Raw genomic sequence first — 19220 nt, 5'->3', positions numbered from 1 at the left:
ATGCTGGGCGCGCGTATCGCGTATCGCCGTGGAGCAGCGATCGGCGCGCAGGGAAATCATATGCGAGGCAAAGCAAGCCACATGCCAAAGGAGTGAGCATCGATGCAAGCCCACCGGTGCTTCCGGGTGCCTGCTTGTGCTTCAGCGACCGGCCCGATGTGCTCAGGCTGCCTGGCGCAGCGATGAGGGTTAGCGTGGATATAGCGGTGGCAAGGCGCCGGTTTCCTGCTCGCTGGTTTCGGGCTGCGCAGTCGGCAGGCTCTGGATGGCCTGCCACAGCGCTTCACCCTGCCAGCGCTGGCCGGTCTCGCTGTAGAGCGCACCATTCAGGCCATCGAGTGCGTCTGATAAAGGGACGAAGCGTGCGGCCATGTCGGCCAAGGTTTCAGGTTGCTGACGCGCCCAGGCGTCGAGCGCGTGACGAGTCGCCTGGGTATCGTTGGCCAGGCATGCGCGTTTGAGGTCGTCGAGCAGGCTGCGGGGCGTGGGGCCGCTCTGAACGGTGCGAATCACCGCCGGCTGACTGCGGGCTCGCAGCCATAGGCCGAAACCGAGCAGGGTGGTCAGGGCCAGCACGGCGCTGCTCAGCTGCCATGGCCACAGCCGGTGCGCCTGGGCTTGCGGTTGCGGTGTATCGGCGTTTTCTTGCGAGGGCTGCTGAAGCTCGGGGTTGTCTGCAATCTGCAGCGCTCGTTCGGGGAGTGCGCTGCGCTCCAGTCGGTCTTCGACGGTGTTCCACCAGACCAGCTCCACGGGCGGCAGAACAAGATCACCGGCTCGCGTCGCCACCAGCGCCTCACGCTGTTCGCGGCTGCCGTTGACGCCATCTTCGCTGACCGCATCGTTCAGGCTCGGTTGGTCGGGATAGCGGCGCAGTCCTGGAACCGTTGGCGATTCGACCGGGGGCAGCTGCGCACTGGACAGACCCTCTGCTTTCACCAGCAGGCTGCGTGTCAGCGCCTCGCCGAGTTGTGCATCCTGCGGCTGCGGGCTCCAGGCTTCGACCAGGGTCAGATTGGTCGCCGGGAGCCAGGGGGCATCGGCGGGGTATTCGGCCGGCTTGGGTTTGACCTGCAGTGGGATCTCCGGCGATTTCACTTGAGTGGATTTGCCGAAGCGAGAGCCATAGTAGTCGCCATTGCCGGCGACCGTAGTTGCGCTGAACAGCTGAGCAGGAATACTCAGCGTGCCGCTTTTCTGCGGAAACAGCGCATAGCGGATTTCGATCACGCCATGACGAATGCCGTTGATGTCTTTTTCGTAGGTCCGCGGCTCGCCGAGCCGCTCGACCAACGCGTCGCTCATCTTCAAGGGCGAGAGCGTGCTGTCGTCATAGAGCGATACGGAATGGTAAATGCGCAGGGTCAGCACCACCTGCGCTTGTACATAGACACTGTCGTGATCGAGGCTGGAGTCGATGAATATCGGGGCGAGCGTATCGCCACCCCCGGGGCTGGGTTCGGTGACGTTGAGGGTGATCGGCTCGCTGCGCCAGTCGCCCAGCTGCAGCGGTGGAATGATCACGTAGCCGGTTTGCCGGGGCTGCAGGGTGATCAGCCAACGGGTGATTGCGCGCGCCTCGCCGTTGGCCCCGGATAGCTGGTTGTCCTGACGGGTACCGAGCACCTTGAAGAGACCCTCGAGTGGCTGCAGGTCGGGTTTGCCGAATACGGTGGCGTCCGCGGTTTCGAGTGTCAGCTCGACCATTTCGTCCAGGCTCAATTGCGTGCGGTCGACCCGGGCGATCAACGCAGCGGCATTCGCCTGGAAACCGAGCAGGAGCAAAAACACCAGTGCCGTCAGCCGCTTCATCGATTCATTTCCTGGCGCTTGCGTTGTTCGTAAAGAAATTTGCGGCGCAGCAGCTCGCCGGGGTTGTCGGGAATCTTGCGCAGCCACTGGTTCATCGCTTGGTCCTGCTCTGGATCGAAAGGCGCTTCCCGGGGCTGAGCAAGCGCTTCGTCTGCTTCGTCCTGTTCGTCTGGCACAGGGGATTCGGTTGGCGCAGCGTCTGCTGCATCGTTGCCCTTGCTGGAATCGTCCTGGCCGGATGCGTCGGGCGCGTCAGGCTGAGCAGCAGTGGCGCTGTTGCTCGATGACTTCTGCTCGGTTTGGCGAGCCTCTGGCGGTTCATCCTGCGCGGGCTCGTTCGAGGTCTGCTCTTGCTCCTGACGTTGACGCAGGGCGGCTTCAACGGTGGCTTTGTTGCGACGGGCCGGTTCCAGCTCCGGGTCGAGCTCCAATGCCTGATCATAGGCTTCTATGGCCGCTTCCAGTTCCTCATTGCGCGCCAGTGCATTACCACGGTTGTAATGGTCCGCTGCGGTATCGCCTTTGGCGAACTGCTTGGCGGCACCGGCAAAGTCACCCGCCTGGTAGCGGGCGTAGCCTTGCCATTGAGGGTCTTCGAAGCGCTCCGCTGCCTCGGCTGGACGTTGGGCTTCCAGCAGTCGCATGCCTTGCTGATCCGGCCGTAGCCATAGGTCCTGCATGCTCAGTGCGCTGGCGGGTTGCGGTATGACGATCAACAGCGGCAGGCAGAAAAGCCAACCGCGGCGCCCTCCACACGCGGCCAGCAACAGCAGCGGCAACAGCAGCCAGTAGCCTTGATCGAGCCAGGTATCGAGACGGGTCGAGTCATCCTGAGTCACTAGCGCGCCGCTGCGCTCCAGCAAACCGAGGCCTGCTAAGTCGCTGTCATCGATACGTGCCTGCTGATAGCGGCCTTCGATGCTGTTCGCGAAGCGGCGCATCGCGCCGTCATCCAACCGTGGGATCAGAATGGCGCCCGTTTCGTCCTTGAGGAAGCTGCCATCTTCGTTGGCGATGGGGGCGCCTTGCGCGGTACCGACGCCCAGAATAAGCAGTTGCTGATCGCTGTCCTCGAGCACGCTACGAATCGCGGTGCGCTCCTGTTCGTTCAGGCTGCTGCCGATCAACAGCAACCGACCGCGCCCATTCGCCCCTCGTGCAAGGAGTTCGATGCCATGCGCCACGGCCAGCTCCGCGCGGTGGCCGGGCTCCGGCATCAGGTCAGGCTGGAGGGCATCCAGTAGGTTCTGCGTCGTGGCGATATCGTTGGACAGCGGCACCAGGGTATGGGCGCTTCCGGCGAATGCCACTACCGCGGTTTGGGCATCGTCACGCGTGTGCAGCAGATCGAGAATCTTGCGCTTGGCCTGCTCCAGGCGATTGGGGCGGACATCGGCCGCGAGCATGGCCGGCGTGGTTTCCAGCAGTATCACCAGCGGATCGACACGTGACAGGTTGGGCTGTTCGGCATGCTGCCAACTCGGCCCCAGCAGCGCCACGCAGGCAAGCAGCCAGGCCGTACCGAGCAGCAGCCAGGGACGCCTGCTGTTGCGCAATTTGCCACGTGTCAGCAACGCAGCATGAAAGGCTTCGGGCAACAGGCGCTGCCAGCGGCCAATCTGCCGTTGACGATGCCAGAGTCGCCACAGCAGCCAGGCGAGTAGCGGCAGGATCAACAGCCAGAAGGGCCTGAGCACGTGGGGCAGCGCGTCGATCACAGCTGCTCCCCGCGCCAGATGAGGCGTTGCAATGCCGGCCTCCAGAGGCTGTTCGCCACCAGCAGCAGGCTGATCAACAATGCCGCTGACAGTGGCCAGACGTAGAGCGCATCGGCGACGCGTGCCTGGGCCGGCTGTTGTGCGGCCGGTTCGAGCTGATCGAGCGTGTCGCCAATGGCCTTCAGCTCGCTGCTCAAGCGTGCTCGGAAGTAATCGCCGCCAGTTCGCTCGGCAATTGCCCGCAGGGTTGGTTCGTCCAGCTCGGCACCCACGAAGCCGAAGCGCTGAAGTACGCCGCCAGCCTCCGCATCAGAGCCAATGCCGATGGTATGTATCCTGACGCCTTCTTCTGCAGCGAGGCGAGCGGCCAGCAGCGGGTCGAGCTCTCCGCCGTTGTTGGCACCGTCCGTGATCAACACCAGCACTCGGCTTTGCGCCGGACGCTCGCGCAGCCGCTTGATCGCCAGGCCGATGGCATCGCCGATGGCGGTGTTGCCGCCGGCGATACCGATCGCGGCCTCGTCGAGCCAGGTGCGCACGGTCTGTCGGTCGAAGGTCAGCGGTGCCTGCAGGTAGGCTTTGCTGCCGAAGAGAATCAGTCCGACGCGGTCGCCACGCCGCTCGATGATGAAATTGCCGAGCAGATGCTTGACCAGTTCCAGCCGACTGACCTCGTCGCCCTCCCATTGCATGTCCGGGTAGTCCATCGAGCCGGAGACGTCTACAGCCAGCAGCAGATCACGACCACTGGTGGGCAGCGGCAGGGGTTCGCCGAGCCATTGCGGCCGGGCGGCGGCCAATAACAGCAGCAACCAGACCACCAGATAGGGAAGTTGTTGACGCCACGCGGGAAGCGCGACGCCGGCGCGACGGCCGGCCAGCGGTTCCAGTTCTCCGATGAAACTGACCTTCAGCGCGGCATCGCCGCTGTCGGCGGCCGGCAGCAGCCAGCGCAACACCCAGGGTAGCGGCAGCAGGAGAAAAATCCACGGCCACGCCAGCTCAAACATGCTTGCGAATCCAGATCTGCACGGCCTGCTCCAAACCCTGGATGGCCTTGTCGTCCAGTTGGCATTCGGCGCGGTAAACCCCTTCGACCAGCACCATCCAGCGCGTCAGGCCGGCTGCCGGGCAACGACTGTCGAGAAACGCCAGCCAGGCACGGCCGGTGAGCGTATGCGGGTGATCGTCCGGATAGCGGGTGCGACAGAGGCGTTTAAGCAGCCCGTTGAGCTGCTGCAGCCACTGATTGGCCGGCTGGCCCCCGTAGGGCTTGTTCAACTGAGCGAGCTCGTCCAATGCGATCTGCCGCTGGGGGTCGACGGGCACTTCGGCTTCGACTTTCGCTCGTTGTCGCCGTTGCCATGGGCGCAAACGCAGTAGCAGAAGTACGCTGAGCATCAGCGCGGCGACGAACCACCAGCCGGGCGCCGGAGGCCACCCACTGATCGGGGCGGGTGCGATCAGCGGCTCGAGCTGATCAAGGGAACTCATCGATGCGCTCCGGGATGTTGCACGCTGAGGTGCTCGCGTAGCTGGTCGACCAGATCACGCTGGGTATCCAGCGGCATCAGTGGCAGCCGCAGACGATCGGCCAGGCGCCGCCAGCGGGCGGTGCGGGCTTCGCCCTGGAGTCGGTAGGCCTGGCGGATGGCCGCATCGTGGCTGTCCAGTTCCAACCGCGCGCCGAACTGGGCAAAGCGCAACAGGCCGGCGGCAGGTAAGGCATGGTCGAGCGGATCGAATACCGGGACCAGTAACAGGTCGACGTGGCGGGCGAGCAGGCTCAGCTGCTGTTCAGCGGCATCGCTCAGGGCGCGCTCGTCACAGATGATCACCGCCAGGCTGCCGGGACGCAGCACTTCGCGAGCGCGTCTCAATGCCAGCCCGAAGGCATCCGCATCGCTGCTCTGGTCGGCACTCAACCCGGTATTGGCGCGGGCCAGACGATCGAGTAGTTGAAGCAGACTCTGCTTGCTGCGTCGAGGTTTGATCTCATGGTGTTCGCCGTGGCCGAACACCAGCCCACCGACACGGTCGTTATGGCTCAGTGCGGCCCAGCCGACCAGACTCGCCGCCTGCGCGGCGAGCACGGATTTGAAGGCCAGGCCGCTACCGAAGAACAATCGCGAGCTCTGTTCCACAAGGATATAAATGGGCCGCTCGCGCTCCTCGTGGAACAGTTTGGTGTGCGGTTCCTGAGTGCGCGCCGTTACCCGCCAGTCGATGGTGCGGACATCATCGCCCGCCTGATAGATACGCACCTGATCGAAGTCCACCCCGCGTCCGCGGAGCTTCGAATGATGCAACCCGACCAGTGGACTGCGACGGTGCGGACTGGAGAACAACGGGACTTCGCGAACCCGATGACGAATATCGATCAGCTCGGCCAGGCTCACGTGAACTCCCTCGCCGGGCGAGGGCGGAGCGTGGCGGGCGACCGACGGCAAGGGGGGCATCAGGCCACCGCCACGACGTCGAGGATGCGCTGCAGCACCCGATCCTGGTCGATGCCGGCGGCTTCTGCTTCGAACGAGAGAATCAGGCGATGGCGCAGCACGTCGAATAGCATGGCCTGAATGTCTTCCGGGCTGACGAAATCGCGGCCCGCGAGCCAAGCGTGGGCGCGGGCACAGCGATCCAGCGAAATCGAGCCACGGGGGCTGGCACCGTAGGCGATCCAGCCGGCCAGCTCGGCGTCGAACTTGGCGGGGGTGCGGGTCGCCATCACCAGCTGCACCAGGTATTCCTCCACCGCATCGGCCATGTACAGGCCGAGGATTTCCTTGCGCGCGGCGAAGATCGCCTGCTGCGAGACACGGTGGTCGGGCGGTGTCTCGCCGTGAATGGCCTCGCCACGGGCCTGCTGCAAAATACGTCGCTCCACTGAGGCATCGGGGAAGCCGAGCTTCACATGTAGCAGGAAGCGATCGAGCTGCGCTTCGGGCAGGGGGTAGGTGCCTTCCTGTTCGATGGGGTTCTGCGTGGCCATCACCAGAAACAGCGGCGACAGGTCGTAGGTGCTGCGGCCGACACTGACCTGGCGCTCGGCCATGGCTTCGAGCAGCGCCGACTGCACTTTCGCCGGGGCGCGGTTGATTTCGTCGGCCAGCACCAGGTTGTGAAAGATGGGGCCCTGCTGAAAAACGAAGCTGCCGGTTTCCGGACGGTAGATCTCCGTTCCGGTGATATCGGCTGGAAGCAGATCGGGGGTGAACTGGATGCGATGGAACTCGGCTTCGAGGCCGCCTGCCAGTTCTTTGATCGCGCGGGTTTTGGCCAGGCCCGGGGCGCCTTCGACGAGTAAATGGCCGTCGGCCAGCAATGCGATCAGCAGCCGCTCGATGAGCCGTTCCTGGCCAAGAATCTGAGTTGAAAGAAACTGTCGCAGCGCGACTATTGCTTCACGGTGGTCCATCGCGGGGCTCTTCTGCTGGGGCGTGTCTGGGCGGGCGCTCGACGGTCACGACTTTAATTCATTTGCCGAGCGACAGGCTATGCGCGGCTCGGCAACTTCGTCACACCAGGGTTGGCCGACCGCAACTCAGGGAGGGGGTATGCCTCTATCGTCACATTGACAAATTAAATGTGACGGCACAGCCGCTGGCGACGCCAGACAAGGGAGGCACGCGTGAATGCAATCCGTGTCTTCTGAACTAACGTTGAACTTACACGTTGCGTTGCCAGTCAGGTGCCGCGACTGCCTTAGTCGAATTCAAAGCCAGAATGGAGCGAAAAAATGGCGTTCTTTACAGCTGCCAGCAAAGCCGACTTTCAGCAACAACTGCAAGTGGCGTTGGCGCAGCATGTCGACGAGAAACTTCTGCCACAAGTGGGACTTTTCGCCGAGCAATTCTTCGGGATCGTTGCGCTGCCCGAGCTCACCGAGCGGCGCATGACCGATCTGGTCGGTTCGACGCTGGCCAGTTGGCGTCTGCTGGAGCGTTTCGATCCGGGCAGCCCGGAAGTTCACGTGTTCAACCCTGACTATGAGAAACATGGATGGCAATCGACCCATAGCGTGGTCGAGGTGCTGCATCCGGATATGCCGTTCCTGGTTGACTCGGTGCGGATGGAGCTGACCCGCCGCGGCTACGCGATCCACACCCTGCAGAACAGCGTGCTGCAGGTCCGCCGGGATGCCGATGGCAGCTTGGTTGAATTGTTGCCCAAAGGCAGTTCCGGCGAAGGCAGCGAAGCCGAGTCGCTGATATTCGTCGAGATCGATCGCTGCGCCAACGCCGCTGCCTTGCGCGAATTGGAGCAGTCGCTGCATGGCGTGCTCGCCGACGTCCGGATCACCGTGAATGATTTCCCGTCGATGAAGGCCAAGGCCGAGGAACACTACGCCCGGCTGAGCGCGTCACAGCAACAGGGCGGTGACGAGCAACTGGTCGAGATCATGGATTTCATGCGCTGGCTCGCTGACGATCACTTCACGTTCCTCGGCTATGAGGAGTTCGTCGTAGTAGACCAGGGCGAAGGCGGTCGCATCGTCTATGACGAGTCTTCGCTGCTGGGATTGTCACGCACTTTGCGTACAGGCCTGGAGGAACATGATCAGCTGATCATGCCGCCGGCTTTGGCCTATTTGCGTCAGCCGTTACTGCTGTCATTCGCCAAGGCGGCCACACCCAGCCGGGTTCACCGGCCAGCCTACCCGGATTTCGTCTCCATTCGGGAGTTCGACGAGCAAGGCCGTGTGGTCAAGGAGTGCCGCTTCCTTGGTCTCTTTACCTCTTCGGTCTACACCCAGAGTGTGCGCCGAATCCCCTATATCCGTAGCAAGGTTGCAGAGGTCGTCGAGCATTCCCATTTCGACGATTCAGCACACCTGGCCAAGGAACTGATTCAGGTCCTCGAAGTGCTGCCGCGCGACGAACTGTTCCAGATGACCATCGAGCAGCTCTTCGACACGGCGATCGCCATCGTGCAGATCCAGGAGCGCAACAAACTGCGTTTGTTCCTGCGCATCGATCCCTATGGCCGTTTCTGCTATTGCCTGGCGTACGTGCCGCGTGACAGCTATTCGACCGAAACGCGATTGCGCATCCAGCAGGTTCTGGTCGATCGGCTGGAAGCCAGCGATTGCGAATTCTCCACCTATTTCTCCGAATCGGTATTGATCCGCGTGCAGTTCCTGCTACGCCTGGATCCGAACAAGCAGGTCCAGTTCGATCCGGTGCAGTTGGAGCGGGAAGTAGTGCAAGCCTGCCGCACCTGGCAGGACGATTACTCCAGCGTGGTAGTCGAGCGTTTCGGCGAAGCGCAGGGAACCGGCATCCTCGCCGATTTCCCCAAGGGTTTCCCGGCCGGCTACCGTGAGCGCTTCGCTCCGCATTCGGCTGCCGTCGACATGCAGCACGTGCTCAGCCTGAACGAAGAGCGGCCGCTGGTGATGAGCTTTTACCAGCCGATCACGGCGGTGGAAAACCGCCTGCACTGCAAGCTCTATCACCTGAACACGCCGCTGCCTTTGTCGGACATGCTGCCCATTCTGGAGAACCTCGGCCTGCGGGTGCTGGGTGAGTTTCCATTCCATCTGCGGCGCAAGGACGGGCGCGAATACTGGATTCACGATTTCGCCTTCACCTATGCCGAAGGTCTGGAAATCGACCTGATGGAAATCAATGAACCGCTGCAGGATGCGTTCATTCATATCCATAACGGCCAGGCGGAAAACGATGCGTTCAACCGGCTGGTGCTCACCGCGGGCCTTACCTGGCGCGAAGTGGCTTTGTTGCGGGCCTATGGGCGCTATCTCAAGCAGATTCGCATGGGCTTCGATCTGGGCTATATCGCCAGCGCGCTCGTCAATCACACCGATATCGCCCGTGAACTGGTGCGCTTGTTCAAGACGCGCTTCTACCTTGCCCGCAAGCTCGGCGAAGAGGATCTGGCGGACAAGCAGGCACGGCTCGAGCAGGCAATCATCACCGCTCTGGATGACGTCGCTGTGCTCAACGAGGACCGCATCCTGCGCCGCTATCTGGCGCTGATCAAAGCGACCCTGCGGACCAACTTCTACCAGACTGATGCCAGCGGCAAACCGAAAAGCTACTTCAGCTTCAAGCTCGATCCGCGCTCAATCCCGGAGATGCCACGGCCAGCGCCGAAATTCGAAATCTTCGTGTACTCGCCGCGTGTTGAAGGCGTGCATCTGCGTGGCGGCAAGGTGGCGCGCGGCGGGCTGCGCTGGTCGGATCGCGAAGAAGATTACCGCACCGAAGTGCTGGGGCTGGTCAAGGCGCAGCAGGTGAAGAACGCCATCATTGTGCCGGGCGGGGCCAAAGGTGGTTTCGTACCGCGCCGGCTGCCGACAAGCGGCTCGCGAGATGAAGTGCTGGCCGAAGGCATCGCCTGCTACCGCATCTTTATCAGCGGGTTGCTGGATATCACCGACAACCTCAAGGACGGCAATGTCGTGCCGCCGGCCAATGTGCTGCGTTACGACGAAGACGACCCTTATCTCGTGGTGGCAGCCGACAAGGGCACCGCGACCTTTTCCGATATTGCCAACGGCATTGCCGCAGAGTACGACTTCTGGCTGGGCGATGCCTTTGCCTCTGGCGGCTCGGCAGGTTACGACCACAAGAAGATGGGTATCACCGCCAAGGGCGCCTGGGTCTCGGTCCAGCGACATTTCCGTGAGCGCGGGATCGACGTTCAACGTGACCCGGTCAGCGTGATCGGTATCGGCGACATGGCCGGCGACGTATTCGGCAACGGTCTGTTGATGTCCGAGACGCTTCAACTGGTCGCCGCGTTCAACCACCTGCACATCTTCATCGATCCTGATCCGGATGCAGCGCGCAGTTTCATCGAGCGCAAGCGTCTATTCGATCTGCCGCGTTCCTCCTGGACAGATTACGATGCTTCGCTGATCTCGGCGGGCGGCGGCGTTTTCCCGCGTTCGGCCAAGCGCATTGCGATCACGCCGCAGATGAAGGCACGGTTCGAGATCGAAGCTGACCAGCTGACCCCGGCCGAGTTGATCCACGCGTTGCTCAAGGCGCCGGTGGATCTGCTCTGGAACGGCGGCATCGGCACGTACGTCAAGAGCAGCTTGGAGAGCCATGCGGATGTCGGCGACAAGGCCAACGACGTGTTGCGCGTCAACGGCAACGAGCTGCGTGCGAAAGTGATCGGCGAGGGCGGAAACCTGGGGATCACCCAGCTGGGTCGCGTCGAATACTGCCTGCACGGCGGCGCGGCGAATACCGACTTCATCGACAACGCCGGTGGGGTCAACTGTTCGGACCATGAAGTCAACATCAAGATCCTGCTCAACGAGATCGTCAGCGCCGGCGATATGACTGGAAAGCAGCGCAATCAGCTGCTGTTCGAGATGACCGACGCGGTAGCCGAGCTGGTGCTGCATGACAACTACAAGCAAACCCAGGCGCTCTCACAGGCGGAACACCGCGCTCGCGAGGGCGGGGGTGAATACAAACGGCTGATCAGCGCCCTCGAAGCCGACGGGCTGCTGGACCGTGCGCTTGAGTTCCTGCCCAACGATGACGCGCTCGCCGAGCGCGCAAACCAAGGCAAGGGCCTGACGCGCGCGGAGCTGTCGGTGCTCATCTCGTATAGCAAGATCGATCTGAAGGACGCGCTGCTGCAATCTCGCGTGCCGGATGACGCCTATCTGGCGCGAGAAATGGAAAGTGCGTTCCCGCAGCTGCTGGCTGAGCAGTATCGCCCGGCGATGCTACAGCACCGCCTCAAGCGCGAAATCGTCAGCACTCAGATCGCCAACGACCTGATCAACAACATGGGCATCACTTTCGTTCAACGGCTCCGAGAAGCGACCGGCGTGAGCGCTGCGAACGTTGCCGGCGCTTATGTGATCGTTCGTGACGTTTTCCATCTGCCGCACTGGTTCCGTCAGATCGAGGCGCTGGATTACAAGGTCCCGGCCGAACTCCAGCTCAACCTCATGGAGGAACTCATGCGGCTGGGCCGCCGCGCGACCCGCTGGTTCCTGCGCAACCGCCGCAACGAGCTGGATGCGGCGCGTGACGTCGGGCATTTCGGCCCACGTGTGGCGGCGCTCGGGCTGAAGCTCGATTCATTGTTGCAAGGTGGAACGCGTGAGCTCTGGCAGGCCCGTTACGAGCGGTATACGGAAGCAGGCGTCCCCGAACTGTTGGCGCGAATGGTGGCCGGTACCAACCATCTGTACACGCTGCTGCCCATTCTGGAAGCCGCTGATGAAACCGGTCAGCCCCCGGCTGATGTGGCGGCGGCCTATTTTGCCGTTGGCGGCGCGCTGGAGCTGCCTTGGTATCTGCAGCAGATCACCGGGTTGCCGGTCGAAAACAACTGGCAGGCGTTGGCACGGGAAGGTTTCCGCGATGATCTCGACAGCCAGCAGCGCGCCATCACCGTGTCGGTGCTGCAGATGAGCGACGCGCCTGACGATCTGGATGCCCGGGTTCAGCTCTGGCTGGAACAGCGGGAATATCAGGTCGAGCGTTGGCGGCGGATGTTGGTCGAGCTGCGCGGTGCAAGCAGCGTCGACTATGCCATGTACGCCGTCGCTGGGCGTGAGCTGCAGGATCTGGCGCTGGACAGCGCACGACGTTAATGACCAATCAGCCGCCTGATGTTTAGGGCGGTGATCGGTTGACAAGTAAAACGCCGGTGCGTTGCACCGGCGTTTTGCGTTCAGCTGTGGGTGTCAGAGGCGCGCAACGCGCCAGTGTGCGGCCTGGCGTTGGGTCGCCAGTCACGATCAGTCCGCTTGCGCCGTCCGGTTGCCAAGGCGGAATCTGGTGATTTGGGGCAAGCCGCGCAGATAGCGAACCAAGTCGGGCGCGCCGGCAAGCTTGAGCCCTTCGCCGAGGGCATTGGCGGCGGGTTGTTGCTTGTCGAGCAGAAGCAGCTCGGAGTTGTTGGCGTTGCGTAGCAGCGTCAAGCGCGCGTAAGGGATCTTCGCATCAAGCAGCAGGCCCATAAACTCGCGATCGTCCCAGGCTTGCGCCGGCATGGTCACAGCGTGGTATTCGCTGTCCAGCGCCTGCAGTCCCGCTGCATCGAGCCGGTAGTCGGTCAGCTCGCAGGGCAGGTTCACCTCAAGCCCTCGTAGCCGCGCATAGGCAATGGCACAGGCGAAGGCTTCGGCATGATGTTCTCCCGACCAGTAAATTCGCTCGCCGAGCCAGCTCGCCTGACGAAGCTCGATCGGAGCCTGGGTCTTGAAGTCGGGCAGGGCGGCGGTAATGGTCCGCACGAAGTCCCGGTAACTGATCACGCGCAACTGGCGGCACGCCTGGGTGGCGGCAAAGGCTTCGAACGTCGGATAGATAGTGCCATCGATGCTCTGCCCGCCGAGGCCGTCAATCTGCCGAAGGTCGAGTGCTGGATGGGCGCTCTGCTCTCGGCGCACGAGCCGCGTCAAGGCCGCGCGAGCTTTTGCCTTGTCTTCCTGGATCGGTCCGGAAAGCGCGCTTCTGGGAAGATCGACGAATCGCTGTAGGCAGGGTCCGTCGTGCCAAAAGATGCTCGGCGTCGGCTCGGAGAGCGGAGCGAAGGGCAACTGGATTTGGCTGGCGCGTTCAAGGATCTGGCGCGGCGATTTGCCGGTCAGTCCGAGGCGCTGAGCAAATTTGACGATTCGGGAGGTCACGGGCGGCATCGGCTCGGGCAAGTTCATCATTGTAGATGAACACGTAGGACAACGGCTGGAGTGTGGCAGAGCCGACGAAGTCGTGCACCGTGTTTGCCGAGCTTTTGTTCTGGATTGAGAGGTTCGGATAGCCTTGGTTTGCCACTGGTTAAGTGCCAATGTGGCAGAATCGCTGTGCTGATCATTGAGGAGCCTCCATGCCAAGCCTCGTGCTGGATATTGCGCTGCCTGCAGAAAAACTGCTGGCTGTCTATCAGGGGCGCGCTAATCGTATCCTAATCAAGAGCCGGGAAGGGACGAGCGTCAGCTTGCCGGCATATCACCTGCGACCCTTTCTGACATCTGTTGGGATATTTGGTTCATTCGAGATGGAATTTGCTCCGGAAGGCAAGCTGATTCGCTTGCGCCGCCTTGATTAGGCGACCTCTCAGAGAGTGGTTCCACATGGTTGGGCTTTACGTTCAACCCGCTGAAAATGCCCCCCGCCTGCTATACTCCCGCGCCACACTTTCCAGGATCTAGGCTACGTATGTATAACCTGGCCCGCCAGCTGCTATTCAAATTCACTCCCGAGACTTCCCATGAGCTCTCGCTCGATCTTATCGGCGCGGGCGGCCGTCTGGGGCTTAATGCCATGCTCAACAAGGCGCCGGCCGGCTTGCCGGTGCGAGTGATGGGATTGGACTTTCCCAACCCTGTGGGGCTGGCGGCCGGACTGGACAAGAATGGCGAGGCGATCCATGGCATGTCCCAGTTGGGGTTCGGCTTTGTCGAAGTGGGCACCGTGACGCCGAGGCCGCAGCCGGGCAATCCGAAGCCGCGCATCTTTCGCCTGCCCGAAGCCGAAGCCATCATCAACCGCATGGGCTTCAACAATCATGGGGTCGACGCGCTGTTGCAAAGAGTCGATGCGGCTCGTTTCAAAGGCATTCTGGGCATCAATATCGGTAAGAACTTCGATACGCCCGTCGATCGCGCCCAGAATGATTATTTGTTGTGCCTGGACAAGGTCTACCACCAGGCAAGCTACGTCACTGTGAACGTCAGCTCACCGAATACACCAGGGCTGCGCAGCCTGCAGTTCGGTGACTCCCTCAAGCAGCTGCTCGACGCGCTTGGGCAGCGCCGTGAGGATCTCGAGGTGCTGCACGGCAAGCGTGTACCGCTGGCCATCAAGATCGCGCCGGACATGACCGATGAGGAAACCGCATTGGTCGCCGAAGCTGTATTTCAAGCCGGGATGGACGCCATCATCGCGACCAATACGACACTCGGTCGTGACGGTGTCGCCGGGCTTGCCCACGCTGACGAAACTGGCGGACTGTCAGGGGCGCCGGTGCGCGAAAAAAGTACCCACACGGTTAGAGTTCTGGCTGAAACGCTGGCGGGCCGTTTGCCGATCATCGCTGTCGGTGGCATCACCGAAGGGCGGCATGCGGCGGAGAAGATCGAGGCCGGCGCGAGTTTGGTGCAGCTGTATACGGGCTTTATCTACAAGGGGCCAGCACTGATACGCGAGACGGTGGATGCCATCGCAGCGCTGCAATCTCGGAAGGAAGTGAATCGCTGATCTATTTGCTCGGTGGGGCTCCCTGAGGGAGCCCCGGGCTTCAAGCCCGCCGCCCGGGTGGGGCGTGCCAGTTGAAGTCGGTGTGATCGTGTCAGCCGACTGCGTGAAGTTCGTTCAATCGATGAAGACCGGCCGCACCGGTCAGACCGTCCCAGTTGTCGCCGCGGCCCTCTCGCCAGCCGTTAATCCAGGCTTGGCGTACTTCGGGATGAGAAAAAGGACAGAGATCGCGAGATTTGCCGTGTATGCCATGCTGATAACCGCGTAGAAATGCTCGTTCCATCGGATCACGCTTGAGTCTTCTCATTGGGTATTGCCCTCAGTGGTTGACTGGTGTTCCTGTATGACCTCCTAGAGGTCGGCAGATAGACTGCCAACGAAGCCCGCTGCCGGCGTGGCGAGCCTCTGCCGAACATCGTTGCGATGCCGGGTTGAGTCGAGTTCTAACCCAAATGGTTCCGATGCGGGAATGATCGTTTTGTAATAAGCAAGTAACCAAACCGTAGTGGTGCCCATAAGGCACGCGAGACGCGCGTCTCGCGATGTCTGCCTCCGCACTGTTGCCGCTGCTTCGCGACGAATGCAGTCGGAACCGCGCAACTATCGAAGAGAGATCCGGTATGGCTATCCGACCGGGTCGCACAATTCTGGACATGTCATGACTGATCGCCACGAACTTATCCTCACCTGCCCCAAGGGGCTGGAAGGCTTGTTGCTCGAAGAGGCCATTGGCCTCGGACTTGAGGAGGCACGCGAACAGACCGCTGCCATTCGCGGCTTCGCCGGCATGGAGGTTGCGTATCGGTTGTGCCTCTGGTCGCGCCTGGCCAACCGGGTTCTGCTGGTGATCGACCGTTTCGCAACAGTGAATGCCGAAACGCTTTATGAAGGCGTCCACCGGATCGACTGGGCGGAGCATCTGGAAGCGACTGGCAGCCTGGCTGTTGAATTCAGCGGTCACGGATCGGGAATCGACAATACTCACTTCGGTGCGCTGAAGGTCAAGGACGCGATCGTAGATCGCCTGCGAACGGCGTCCGGCGAGCGCCCGAGCGTCGACAAGCTGAGTCCGGACCTTCGCGTTCATCTGCGTCTCGACCGCGGGCAGGCGGTTCTTTCATTGGATCTTTCCGGACACAGTCTCCACCAGCGCGGTTACCGTCTGCAGCAGGGTGCCGCGCCACTGAAGGAGAACCTGGCGGCGGCCGTGCTGATCCGTGCGGGCTGGCCCCGTATCGCCGCAGCGGGCGGCGCGCTGACGGACCCGATGTGCGGCGTCGGCACCTTTCTTATCGAAGGCGCCCTGATGGCCGCTGATGTCGCGCCCAACTTGCGTCGTGAACGGTGGGGATTCAGCGCTTGGTTGGGGCATGTTCCGGCTATCTGGAACCGGTTGCATGCCGAAGCGCAGGCCCGCGCTGAAGCGGGCCTGGCCCAAAAGCCGCTGTGGATACGGGGCTACGAGGCGGATCCGCGGTTGATACAGCCGGCCAAGAACAATATCGAGCGCGCCGGTCTGACCAGTTGGATTCGCGTGTATCAGGGCGACGTGGCGACCTTTGAACCTCGTCCCGACCAGAACCAGAAGGGCTTGGTGATCTGCAACCCGCCCTATGGCGAGCGGCTGGGCGATGAGGCGAGCCTGGTCTACCTCTATCAGAATCTCGGTGAACGCCTGCGACAGGCCTGCCTCGGCTGGGAGGCTGCCGTACTGACGTCGGCGCCGGACCTCGGTAAGCGCATGGGTATCCGCAGTCACAAGCAATACGCCTTCTGGAATGGCGCGCTGCCGTGCAAGCTGTTGCTGATCAAGGTCGAGCTGGATCAGTTCGTGACCGGGCAGCGTAAGGCTTCGGCTGAGAGCAAGATCGAGGAGCAACCCGCCGCGGAGCTGGCGCGCCTCAGTGAAGGTGGTCAGATGTTCGCCAACCGGCTGCAGAAAAACCTGAAGCTGCTCGGCAAATGGGCACGAAAAGAAGATATTCAGTGCTACCGGCTATACGACGCCGACATGCCTGAATATGCGTTGGCCATCGATCTGTATGGTGATTGGGTGCATGTGCAGGAGTACGCCCCCCCACGCTCGATCGACCCGGAGAAAGCCCAGGCGCGGCTGTACGACGCGCTGGGAGCGATTCCTCAAGCGTTGGGTATTTCCCGCGATCGGGTGGTGGTCAAACGCCGAGAGCGGCAGAGCGGGACGCGCCAGTACGAGCGGCAGGCCAGCCAGGGCGAGTTCCTCGAAGTGAGAGAGGGCGACGTCAAGTTGCTGGTGAACCTGACCGACTATCTCGATACAGGGCTATTCCTCGATCATCGTCCGCTTCGCCTGCGCCTCGCTCGCGAAGCGGCTGGCAAGCGCTTTCTGAACCTATATTGCTACACGGCAACGGCAACTGTGCATGCGGCCAAGGGCGGCGCTCGCAGCACTACCAGCGTCGATCTGTCGAAGACCTACCTGGACTGGGCGCGGCGCAACCTGGCTTTGAACGGCTTGTCCGATCGGCAACGTCTGGAGCAGGCCGATGTGATGACTTGGCTCGAGGAGGATCGTGGCGAGTACGATCTGATCTTTATCGACCCGCCCACCTTCTCCAACTCCAAACGCATGGAAGGCATCTTCGATGTCCAACGTGATCATGTTGCATTGCTCGACCTCGCCATGGCGCGGTTGGCTGCCGGCGGTACGCTTTATTTTTCCAACAATTTCCGCAAGTTCGCGCTCGATGCGGGCGTCGCCGAGCGTTACGCCGTGGAGGAAATCACCGGCGCGACGTTAGACGAGGATTTTCGGCGCAACAGCAAGATACATCGGGCCTGGAAACTCCAGGCGCGTTGACCGGCGATTCGTAAGCGTTTGGCTGCACAGCGATGCGAGTACGTATTGGGTGGCCGACGCTCTGCGATGGAGTGGCGCTGATGCATGAACCGACGGCCGGCGGCCTTCGACCGCCGGCACGCATGGATTAGCGTTGCGCGGTGCTTTCGTTGCTCGGGCGGTTGTAGAGACTGACCAGCACCTGATCCAGTATCGAGGAGGCACCCCATGGACGCGGGTGATTGAGGATGGCCACAACAGCCCAGGTATTGCCATCGTTGTCGCGGCTATAGCCGGCGATCGCCCGCACCGTATTCAGCGTTCCGGTCTTGATATGTGCCTTGCCAGCCACGCCGGTGTTGTGCAGACGCTTGCGCATGGTGCCGTCTATGGCCGCGAGCGGCATCGAGGAAATAAACTCCGCCGCGTACGGGCTCTGCCAGGCCGCCTGCAACAGGCTGGCCAGTTCCCGTGCACTGACGCGCTCGGCACGCGACAGGCCGGAGCCGTTCTCGATGACCAGATGCGGTGATATCAATCCCTTTTTCGCCAGCCACTGGCGGATCACGCGCTGCGCGGCTTTCGAGTCATCGGTATCCGTTTCGTTACGGAACTCGGCGCCCAGGCTCAGGAATAGTTGCCGCGCCATGGTGTTGTTGCTGTATTTGTTGATGTCGCGAATGATTTCCGCCAGATCCGGTGAATAGGCGCGAGCGATCATGCGAGCATTCTTGGGTACCTGGGCGACTCGGTCGTTACCCAGGATGCTGCCGCCCAATTCATTCCAGATTGCCCGGACGGCACCTGCGGCGTAGCGCTGATGATCGAGCAGAGACAGGTAAGTCTGGCCGCTGCATCCGGCTGGAAGTTTGCCGGTGACCACGACCGTCACGCCGTCAGCCTCCTCGATCGGGTTGTAGCGAATGTCAGGCCAGCCGGGACATTTGGCTTTGGGCAGTGCCTGTATGCGATTGTCGACGCGAACCGTGGCGATCGGCGGCTCGACCATGACGTTTACCCTGCCGTCATCGTTGCGGGCGATGAAGCGAAGCGCCTTGAGATTGACCAGCAAAGAATCCGGCCCCACCAGGAAGGGCTTGTTCTTGTCGTTGCCGTCGTCATCGAAAATCGGCAACGTCGGTTGCACGAAGTGGCTGCGGTCGAGGATCAGATCGCCAGTAACGGTCTGGACGCCATTGGCGCGCAGATCGCGCAGCAACAGCCAGAGCTTCTCCATGTTGAGCTTGGGATCACCGCCACCCTTGAGGTAAAGGTTTCCGTTGAGCGTGCCGCTCTCAATAGGCCCGTCAGCATAGAATTCCGTCTTCCACTGATGGTTGGGGCCCAGCAGTTCCAGCGCAGCGTAGGTCGTGACCAACTTCATGGTCGAGGCGGGGTTGACCGACACATCGGCATTCACAAAGGTCGGCGACGCATTACTGTTGAGCGGCAACATCACGACGGACAGCGCGCTGCTTTCTATCTTGTTCGCCTTAAGCGCCTGTGCCACTCGGGGTGGCAGGGTCTGATTGACGGTCTCGGCGAAGGTTGTAAACGCCAACGGTAGCGTCAGCGTGGCGGCCGCGATACGGCCGAGCAATTTGTTGATGACTCTGTGCCGAGCAGCTGGAACAGAGAGACTGGAAATCAGCGACATTGAAGTTCCCTACT

13 protein-coding genes are annotated in these 19220 nt (G+C 61.9%); 4 read left to right on the top strand and 9 right to left on the bottom strand.

What is annotated here, in order from left to right:
• Window positions 1-189: 189 nt before the first annotated feature.
• Genes MCB86_RS08400 through MCB86_RS08375 form a run of 6 tightly spaced genes read right to left on the bottom strand, consistent with a single transcriptional unit; the run spans window position 190 to window position 6948 of the window.
• The gene (locus MCB86_RS08400) at window positions 190-1812 is read right to left on the bottom strand and encodes a BatD family protein (protein ID WP_045162460.1); all 1623 of its coding nucleotides are present in this window, start codon (window positions 1810-1812) and stop codon (window positions 190-192) included.
• Window positions 1809-3530, bottom strand: coding sequence for a VWA domain-containing protein (locus MCB86_RS08395; protein ID WP_239610578.1), 1722 nt, complete (start codon window positions 3528-3530; stop codon window positions 1809-1811). Before MCB86_RS08395 ends, MCB86_RS08400 begins: the two co-directional genes overlap by 4 nt.
• A complete protein-coding gene (locus MCB86_RS08390; RefSeq protein ID WP_239610577.1) occupies window positions 3527-4540 on the bottom strand; it encodes a VWA domain-containing protein in 1014 nt (337 codons plus the stop codon). The genes MCB86_RS08395 and MCB86_RS08390 overlap by 4 nt, the downstream gene beginning before the upstream one ends.
• On the bottom strand, window positions 4533-5024 hold the full coding sequence (locus tag MCB86_RS08385; protein WP_239610576.1) for a DUF4381 domain-containing protein: 492 nt from the start codon (window positions 5022-5024) through the stop codon (window positions 4533-4535). The genes MCB86_RS08390 and MCB86_RS08385 overlap by 8 nt, the downstream gene beginning before the upstream one ends.
• Entirely contained in the window at window positions 5021-5989 is a 969-nt protein-coding gene (locus MCB86_RS08380; RefSeq protein ID WP_239610575.1) for a DUF58 domain-containing protein, read from the bottom strand. Before MCB86_RS08380 ends, MCB86_RS08385 begins: the two co-directional genes overlap by 4 nt.
• Complete coding sequence (locus tag MCB86_RS08375) at window positions 5989-6948, bottom strand: MoxR family ATPase (protein WP_025242170.1); 960 nt, start codon at window positions 6946-6948, stop codon at window positions 5989-5991. The genes MCB86_RS08380 and MCB86_RS08375 overlap by 1 nt, the downstream gene beginning before the upstream one ends.
• Window positions 6949-7269: 321 nt before the next feature.
• On the opposite strand from MCB86_RS08375, the gene MCB86_RS08370 reads away from it, so the two are divergent.
• Window positions 7270-12120 (top strand): NAD-glutamate dehydrogenase, encoded by a 4851-nt coding sequence (locus MCB86_RS08370; protein WP_239610574.1) that lies wholly within the window; start codon window positions 7270-7272, stop codon window positions 12118-12120.
• A 147-nt stretch (window positions 12121-12267) separates the two neighbouring features.
• Here MCB86_RS08370 and MCB86_RS08365 read toward each other — a convergent pair whose 3' ends face one another.
• The gene (locus tag MCB86_RS08365) at window positions 12268-13191 is read right to left on the bottom strand and encodes a DUF6685 family protein (RefSeq protein WP_239610607.1); all 924 of its coding nucleotides are present in this window, start codon (window positions 13189-13191) and stop codon (window positions 12268-12270) included.
• Between the two features lie 167 nt (window positions 13192-13358).
• Between MCB86_RS08365 and MCB86_RS08360 the strand changes: the two genes are divergently transcribed.
• Both MCB86_RS08360 and MCB86_RS08355 read left to right on the top strand, forming a co-directional pair.
• Entirely contained in the window at window positions 13359-13580 is a 222-nt protein-coding gene (locus tag MCB86_RS08360) for a DUF2835 domain-containing protein (RefSeq protein WP_045162453.1), read from the top strand.
• A gap of 110 nt (window positions 13581-13690) precedes the next feature.
• The gene (locus MCB86_RS08355) at window positions 13691-14731 is read left to right on the top strand and encodes a quinone-dependent dihydroorotate dehydrogenase (protein WP_239610573.1); all 1041 of its coding nucleotides are present in this window, start codon (window positions 13691-13693) and stop codon (window positions 14729-14731) included.
• A 91-nt stretch (window positions 14732-14822) separates the two neighbouring features.
• Here MCB86_RS08355 and MCB86_RS08350 read toward each other — a convergent pair whose 3' ends face one another.
• On the bottom strand, window positions 14823-15038 hold the full coding sequence (locus MCB86_RS08350) for a ribosome modulation factor (protein WP_021207445.1): 216 nt from the start codon (window positions 15036-15038) through the stop codon (window positions 14823-14825).
• Window positions 15039-15389: 351 nt separating this feature from the next.
• Between MCB86_RS08350 and rlmKL the strand changes: the two genes are divergently transcribed.
• Window positions 15390-17570 carry a bifunctional 23S rRNA (guanine(2069)-N(7))-methyltransferase RlmK/23S rRNA (guanine(2445)-N(2))-methyltransferase RlmL gene (gene rlmKL, locus MCB86_RS08345; RefSeq protein WP_239610572.1) on the top strand — a complete coding sequence of 727 codons (2181 nt, stop codon included), beginning with the start codon at window positions 15390-15392 and terminating at the stop codon, window positions 17568-17570.
• 127 nt (window positions 17571-17697) lie between these two features.
• Here rlmKL and dacB read toward each other — a convergent pair whose 3' ends face one another.
• Window positions 17698-19158 (bottom strand): D-alanyl-D-alanine carboxypeptidase/D-alanyl-D-alanine-endopeptidase, encoded by a 1461-nt coding sequence (gene dacB, locus MCB86_RS08340; RefSeq protein ID WP_045162567.1) that lies wholly within the window; start codon window positions 19156-19158, stop codon window positions 17698-17700.
• Between the last annotated feature and the right edge of the window lie 62 nt (window positions 19159-19220).

It is taken from the genome of Pseudomonas sp. KSR10, from assembly GCF_022355455.1.
Lineage (GTDB): Bacteria > Pseudomonadota > Gammaproteobacteria > Pseudomonadales > Pseudomonadaceae > Stutzerimonas > Stutzerimonas stutzeri_E.
The sequence above is the reverse complement of the archived record's forward strand: the minus strand, read 5'-3'. Positions and strand labels throughout refer to the sequence as shown.

Excerpts from the sequence above, each read along its gene's own strand:
- MCB86_RS08400 (WP_045162460.1), bottom strand. The coding sequence starts at position 1,812 with ATGAAGCGGCTGACGGCACTGGTGTTTTTGCTCCTGCTCGGTTTCCAG.
- MCB86_RS08390 (WP_239610577.1), bottom strand. The coding sequence starts at position 4,540 with ATGTTTGAGCTGGCGTGGCCGTGGATTTTTCTCCTGCTGCCGCTACCC.
- MCB86_RS08385 (WP_239610576.1), bottom strand. The coding sequence starts at position 5,024 with ATGAGTTCCCTTGATCAGCTCGAGCCGCTGATCGCACCCGCCCCGATC.
- MCB86_RS08380 (WP_239610575.1), bottom strand. The coding sequence starts at position 5,989 with ATGCCCCCCTTGCCGTCGGTCGCCCGCCACGCTCCGCCCTCGCCCGGC.
- MCB86_RS08375 (WP_025242170.1), bottom strand. The coding sequence starts at position 6,948 with ATGGACCACCGTGAAGCAATAGTCGCGCTGCGACAGTTTCTTTCAACT.
- MCB86_RS08370 (WP_239610574.1), top strand. The coding sequence starts at position 7,270 with ATGGCGTTCTTTACAGCTGCCAGCAAAGCCGACTTTCAGCAACAACTG.
- MCB86_RS08365 (WP_239610607.1), bottom strand. The coding sequence starts at position 13,191 with ATGATGAACTTGCCCGAGCCGATGCCGCCCGTGACCTCCCGAATCGTC.
- MCB86_RS08360 (WP_045162453.1), top strand. The coding sequence starts at position 13,359 with ATGCCAAGCCTCGTGCTGGATATTGCGCTGCCTGCAGAAAAACTGCTG.
- MCB86_RS08355 (WP_239610573.1), top strand. The coding sequence starts at position 13,691 with ATGTATAACCTGGCCCGCCAGCTGCTATTCAAATTCACTCCCGAGACT.
- MCB86_RS08350 (WP_021207445.1), bottom strand. The coding sequence starts at position 15,038 with ATGAGAAGACTCAAGCGTGATCCGATGGAACGAGCATTTCTACGCGGT.
- rlmKL (WP_239610572.1), top strand. The coding sequence starts at position 15,390 with ATGACTGATCGCCACGAACTTATCCTCACCTGCCCCAAGGGGCTGGAA.